A 5,578-nucleotide genomic window follows, 5' to 3' on the forward strand; every position below is an offset into this window, starting at 1 on the left:
CGGCGATGACGGCGCTGGGGCAGGTGATGGGCAACGTCGGGGCCGGGATGAGCAGCCTGATCGAGTCGAGCGACCCGCTGATCAAGATGTTCGAGCGTGGCGCCGTTGCCCTCTCGGGCGCGTTCATGAGCTGGACGTCGCATCTCGGCACCAACAAGGGCTTCCAGAGCTTCCTCAAGGCGGCCCAAGCCGACGTGCCCCTGGTTGGCAACCTGCTGGGGAATCTGGGAAAGGACATCGGGCTGTTCTATGGCGTCATCGCGCCGGCCGGCCCGTGGATCCTCACCGCGTTCGGCAATCTGGCCAGGGGGCTGGGGCCCGACCTCGTCACCCTGAAGAACGACCTCGCCCCCATCTGGCCGCTGCTCGGGCCAATCCTGGATAAGATCGCGAAGGACCTGCCCAAGGTGCTGAACGCCATCCTGAAGGCACTCGGGCCTCTCATCAATGAGATCGCGAGAGCCTTGGGGGACCTGAGCCACCTGCACCCGTTCGGGAAGAACGGCCCGAGCGCCCTTGACCTCGTGCCCACGGCGATCACCGGAGCGCTGACGGCGTATGGGCTCAACAGGCTCCCCGGCAAGCCGGTCAGTCGCCTCTTCGGGATGCTGAAGGGGAACTTCGGGACCGCGGCGGATCGCGGCGTGCCGGCGGTGGGCGACGCGGTCGGGGCCGGCCTGGGCGACGCGGCCGGGGGCGCCCTCGGACGGCTCGCGGGGTTCGCGACCGGGCCAATCGGGGCGCTTGCGATGGTGGCGCTTCAGGAGACGCTTCTGGCGCCGGTCGCGAAGGACGCTCCGGGATTTACGGCCTTCCGGACCGCGATCAACCGGGTCGGGACCATCCTGCAGAAGGCCGGCCATGAGAACTGGCGCCAGGTCGGGTCCCTCACGGCTCCGGTGGAGGGGCTGCTCACCCGCTATACCATGCATCCCTCCGGACTGCTGGCCTCGGCCATGGTGCGGGACCTGCGCAACCTCCTCGGCTCGCACCTGACGCCCGCCGAGGCCACCAGCTACTTTTCCCATGTGGCGACCCAGCGCAAGCTGGCGACCTACGATCGCAACCTGGGCGCTGGGATCCCGCAGCTGTCGCGCACCGGCCTCTCCGGGATGCTCAGCCATCCGGGAGGGATGGGCCAGCTCGCCAGCATCATCATCCACTCAAGCCCGTCCCTCACGCTGAACATTCAGGGGGCCACGCCGGCCGATCTCCTGCAGAACATCACCGCGGTGCTCCGCAAGGAACTCCCGGCGCTCACCAAGCGGCAGGAGGAGCAGCTGGCCCATAGGCTCATCGCCGCCCGGTCCGGTGCGCGATGAGCGTCTCCGTCTGGAACTCGGGACTCGGTTCGCCGCTCACGCCGAATACCCCCTGGAACTCGGGGCTCGGCGCTCAGCCGCCCATCAACATCCGCCAGACCATCACGGTCAACGGGTCGCCGACCGCTCGCGAGATCGCGTCGCTCCGGGAGCAGATGCGAAAGGCTGGCGAGGCGCTTCACACCGAGCTGGCGCACAAGCTGCTCGCGGCCAGGGCTGCGGCGCGGGGCTAGCGGAAGAGCGGGCCTACGGTGATCCCGAGGACGACGCCCAGCCAGAGGACGCCGAGGCTCCCGAAGACCCAGGCCACCTGAAACTGACCCAGCCGCCACGCGCGGACGACGACCCACGCCGCCCCGATCGGGCCGAGGAGCAGAAAGGCGAGGAGGTTGCGGCCCCAGTAGGGGTCGTCGCCCTGCTCGGACAGGAACGAGAGCCACGTGGCTCCGCGGGGGGTGGGCCTCGGGCTTCGGGCAACCATCTCGGCCGGATCGTACCGCGCCAGCCCTTCCGCGGGAACTCCGAACGCCAGTTCGCCGGGAGGCCGCATGACCGTCAACGCCTTCGCCAGCCTCTCGGCCGCGGCGCGGCTGCAGGCGACCTCGGGCTCGGGCTTCGGCCCGCTGGCGCCCATCCTGGATGCCCCGCCCCCGGACGGGGTGCTGGACTTCACGGCCTCCCAGACCTTCACCTGGACGCCGCAGGCGCCGAACGCCGCTGCCCAGACCGCCTATGCCTTCCGCCGCTACGCCTCCCCCTCAGGTGGCTACCAGTGGTGGAACGCGGGGAGCTCGGCCTGGAGCGCGACCGAGGTCTACAACACCTCCTCGACCGCCTCGGCCACCTTCTCGGCCGGCTCGTGGAGCAACGGCCAGGATTGGGGCTGGTCGGTCTCGACCCAGAACGGCACGACCCTGGGCGGCCCCTATGCCACCAACCAGATCGTCACGGGCGCGGCCCTCCCGGTCGTGACCTTCACCGGCCCGACCGGGACCCAGACGACCGGGAACTGGACGATCACCTGGACCGACTCGGCCAGCACCATCCAGTCAGCGTGGCGGGCGGTGGTCTACAGCTCGGCCCAGCACGGGGCGAGTGGCTGGACCGCGGGCGTCGGGCCGTCGATGGCGGACTCCGGGGTGGTCGGCGGCGTCGCGAGCAGCTACGCCGTCGCCAACCTCTCGCCCGACACCTACTGGGTCTGCCTCCAGGTCACCGACCTGACCGGCGTGACCTCGGCGTGGACGGCGGACAGCGTCGTCACGAGCTACACGGCGCCGGCGGCGCCGACCGTCTCGGTGGTCTGGTCGCCATGAGCAACACAGCCACCGTCACCGTCACCGGCACCGTGGGACAGGCCGGCTCGGGCGTCCTCCTCACGCGCTCGATCGACGGCGGCATCACCTGGGGGCCGGTTCGCGCGATGGGGGGAGCCCCAGCCGGGTTCACCGGGGTACTCGGCGGCACGGGGCTGCTCACGTACATCGACACCGAGGCGATCGCGGGCGCCATCGGGATCGGCACGCTGCCCCCGAGCCTCACCTATGCGGCGCGCCTCAGCCCAACCACCGGGTCGGTCTCGGGGCCGGGCGTGTCCGCCGCCGTCAACCCCATCGTCTCCACCTGGAGCCTCGTCACGGCGACCCCTGGGCAGACGGCGGCCGTGGGGATCATGGTGATGGCCCACGAGCAGACGCGCCCGAACCGCGAGGCGCTGCACCTGCGGCTGGGGGCCACCTACCCGATCGTCGTCACCGACGTGGTCGGCGCCCGGGCCGGGACGCTCACCTGCCTCACCACCACCCAGAGCGCCTTCAACGCGGTCCTGGGGCTGCTGGGCCAGCTCGAAGTGCTCTTCCTGGTGTCGCCCTACGGCGACATCCTCTACCTGGTCGCCGATCCGGCTGGCACCACCGTGGACATCCAGCCCGGCGGCGCCGCGGCGCCCTATCGGACGATCAAGTTCGGCTACAGCGAAGTGGCGGCGCCCTGATGTATCCGGTCCCGGACGCCGTCCGGGCCCAGCTCGGGGTCGACCATGAGGTCCTGTCCTGGGCCGACGTCTGGACGTCGCCGTGGTACCTCGCGCCCGGAACGGGGCCGGCTCCCGGCTACATGGCCCGGCTCTACATCGAGACCGGCACCGTCACGATCGACGGGACGACCCCGGGGACGGTCACGTCCTCCTGCCAGTTCACCGCTGCGCCGACCTGCGATCCCGGCAACCAGCCGACGGCCCTCCTTGACGCGCTGAACGCGAACGGGACCGAGGTCCGGGTCTCCTGGTCGATCCCGGGCACGGGCGACGACGTCCTCCTCGGCGTCTTCCCGGTCACCTCCGCGGTCTGCTCCGACACCGGCGAGGACCTGACGATCACGGTGACCGGCGCCGACCGATCGTCCGTCATCAGCCGGCGGCAGCTTCCGAAGCCCTATCCCCAGCCGAAGGGCATCGAGGTCAGCCAGGCGATCGCCACCATGATCGGATCGGTGGCCCCGGGCGGTGTCACCTACGACTTCGCTGCGACGCCGTGGACGGTGGCGCCCTACACGTGGCCCGAGGGACAGGACCCCTGGGCGGCGAGCGTGCAGATGGCGACCACGGCCGGGTCCGAGCTCTACGTGGGCAACAGCGGGCGGATGGTCATGCGGGCCATCCAACCCCCGAAGCCGGGCTCGCGGGCGGTGTGGGCCTACGGAGAGGGCGGCGCGCCGATCCTGGGCTTCCCCAACCTCTGCACGGGCATGAGTCGCAACCGCACCAACGCCGCGGTCTACAACCAGATCGTGGTGGTGGCGGAGTCCACCTCGGTCGGGGTGGCCGCGTTCGGGTCCTCGTCCTCGGGCGTCGCCTTCACCTGCTACGCCGCCGACCTGGACTCGAACTCCCCCACCTATGCCCTGGGCAACTATGGGCCGGCCACCAACGTCATCTACGACGAACTCCTGACCAACCTCGCCGAGGGACAGCAGGAGGCGCTCCTCAACCTCAACGAGGGGCTCTCGGGCGGCGAGCAGGTGACGGTGACGGCGCTGATGCAGCCGTACCACCAGATCTGGGACGCGGTGTGGTTGCAGCGGAGCCGGCTGGGGATCGCGGGTCTCTACACGGTGCGGTCGATCACGATGCCGTTGGACGCGGCCGGTGTGATGAGCCTCCTGTGCTACCGGACCGTCCAGCCGGGCACCATCCTGACCAGTCCGGTCGCGCCGTAGTGGACCTCCTGACCCGGACGCTCAGCCAGCCATCTCCCTTCCGGCTTCGGCTGCGCCGCGGAACCGTGAGCGCCGTCGACGCCGGGCCGCCCCAGACGGCGATGGTGATCTTCGCGGATGGCGTCACCGCCGTCGGGCCGCTGATCACGGACCAGCGGTACACCGCGACGGTGGGCGATACCGTGATGGTGCTGGCCAACGGCGCCAACTGGTACGTCCTCGGCGACACCCCGACGCCGTGAGCGATCTGCTGGCCAAGGTCCTGGCCCAGCGGTGGCAGGGTCCGCGACTCAGCCAGGGCGTCGTCCTTGCCCAGACCACCAACCCGAGCCGCATCACCGTGCTCGCGGCCGACGGCGTCACGTCCATCCCCGAGGTCGCCTACCTTGGGAAGGTGGCGCCGGTCGTCGGGACGACGGTGCAACTCCTGCGGACCGGCCCGAACTGGCTGGCCCTGGGGTACCCGCCGAGCGGACAGTTCTACCCGATCCTCGGGCTGTCGGCGACGACCGACCACTACAACAACGTCCCAATCTTCGTCATCGCCTCGGGTCTCTTCAGCGGCGCGTTCGGCTACTACGGCGGCCTGGCGCAGCAGGCGATGGCGGTCGATACCCCCCGGGGACAGGCGTGGCTGTTCGACACCCTGACGCAGGCGTTCATCGAGCAGTTCACGTTTGGCGATCCGGGCGGCGCGCCGAACTATGGGTGGTTCGACACCTCGACGAACAACGTGGTGGTGACGTCGGCCGAGCTGTCGCAGACGGCCTACGACCCCGCCACCCAGATGATCTACCTGGCTTACCAGCCCCAGACGAGTCCGGCAAGCACCTTCACGGTGCTGGCGATCGACGGGACCACCCTGGCGACCGTCGCCTCGGCGGCGACCAGCGACACCGCGTTCCAGGCCGTCCTGTTCGACCAGGGGCGCGCGGTGCTGTGGGCCTTCACGTCGGGGGGCATCTGGGTCAAGCTCGACCGCTCGACGCTGGCGTTCATCTCGGACTTCACCCCGAGCTACGGGGCCAGCCCCGGGACGG

The 5,578-nt window shown here is 70.3% G+C and carries 8 protein-coding genes; 7 read left to right on the forward strand and 1 reads right to left on the reverse strand.

Annotated elements, in window-relative coordinates; all coding sequences use genetic code 11:
- Both VNF71_14420 and VNF71_14425 read left to right on the forward strand, forming a co-directional pair.
- Positions 1–1,322 (forward strand): hypothetical protein (locus VNF71_14420; GenBank protein ID HVA75750.1); only part of this gene is annotated, 1,322 nt, incomplete at its 5' end.
- Positions 1,319–1,555: a hypothetical protein gene (locus VNF71_14425; protein ID HVA75751.1), complete on the forward strand. Its 237-nt coding sequence runs from the start codon at positions 1,319–1,321 to the stop codon at positions 1,553–1,555. The genes VNF71_14420 and VNF71_14425, both read left to right, overlap by 4 nt.
- Here VNF71_14425 and VNF71_14430 read toward each other — a convergent pair.
- Positions 1,552–1,803 (reverse strand): hypothetical protein, encoded by a 252-nt coding sequence (locus VNF71_14430; GenBank protein ID HVA75752.1) that lies wholly within the window; start codon positions 1,801–1,803, stop codon positions 1,552–1,554. The genes VNF71_14425 and VNF71_14430 overlap by 4 nt on opposite strands.
- Before the next feature lie 67 nt (positions 1,804–1,870).
- On the opposite strand from VNF71_14430, the gene VNF71_14435 reads away from it, so the two are divergent.
- The 5 genes from VNF71_14435 to VNF71_14455 all read left to right on the forward strand — a co-directional run.
- Positions 1,871–2,638, forward strand: coding sequence for a hypothetical protein (locus tag VNF71_14435; GenBank protein HVA75753.1), 768 nt, complete (start codon positions 1,871–1,873; stop codon positions 2,636–2,638).
- Complete coding sequence (locus VNF71_14440) at positions 2,635–3,315, forward strand: hypothetical protein (protein HVA75754.1); 681 nt, start codon at positions 2,635–2,637, stop codon at positions 3,313–3,315. The genes VNF71_14435 and VNF71_14440 overlap by 4 nt, the downstream gene beginning before the upstream one ends.
- Positions 3,315–4,538, forward strand: a complete 1,224-nt coding sequence (locus VNF71_14445; GenBank protein HVA75755.1) for a hypothetical protein — start codon at positions 3,315–3,317, stop codon at positions 4,536–4,538. Before VNF71_14440 ends, VNF71_14445 begins: the two co-directional genes overlap by 1 nt.
- Complete coding sequence (locus VNF71_14450) at positions 4,538–4,780, forward strand: hypothetical protein (GenBank protein HVA75756.1); 243 nt, start codon at positions 4,538–4,540, stop codon at positions 4,778–4,780. Before VNF71_14445 ends, VNF71_14450 begins: the two co-directional genes overlap by 1 nt.
- Positions 4,777–5,578, forward strand: an 802-nt coding sequence (locus tag VNF71_14455) for a hypothetical protein (GenBank protein HVA75757.1), incomplete at its 3' end; no start/stop codon positions are given. The genes VNF71_14450 and VNF71_14455, both read left to right, overlap by 4 nt.

This window comes from Acidimicrobiales bacterium, assembly GCA_035533095.1.
In the GTDB taxonomy this organism is placed as follows: domain Bacteria; phylum Actinomycetota; class Acidimicrobiia; order Acidimicrobiales; family Palsa-688; genus DATLUM01.

Bases quoted from the DNA above. Each gene is read 5' to 3' on its own strand.
- VNF71_14425 (HVA75751.1), top strand. From the start codon at position 1,319: ATGAGCGTCTCCGTCTGGAACTCGGGACTCGGTTCGCCGCTCACGCCG.
- VNF71_14445 (HVA75755.1), top strand. From the start codon at position 3,315: ATGTATCCGGTCCCGGACGCCGTCCGGGCCCAGCTCGGGGTCGACCAT.
- VNF71_14435 (HVA75753.1), top strand. From the start codon at position 1,871: ATGACCGTCAACGCCTTCGCCAGCCTCTCGGCCGCGGCGCGGCTGCAG.
- VNF71_14440 (HVA75754.1), top strand. From the start codon at position 2,635: ATGAGCAACACAGCCACCGTCACCGTCACCGGCACCGTGGGACAGGCC.
- VNF71_14430 (HVA75752.1), bottom strand. From the start codon at position 1,803: ATGGTTGCCCGAAGCCCGAGGCCCACCCCCCGCGGAGCCACGTGGCTC.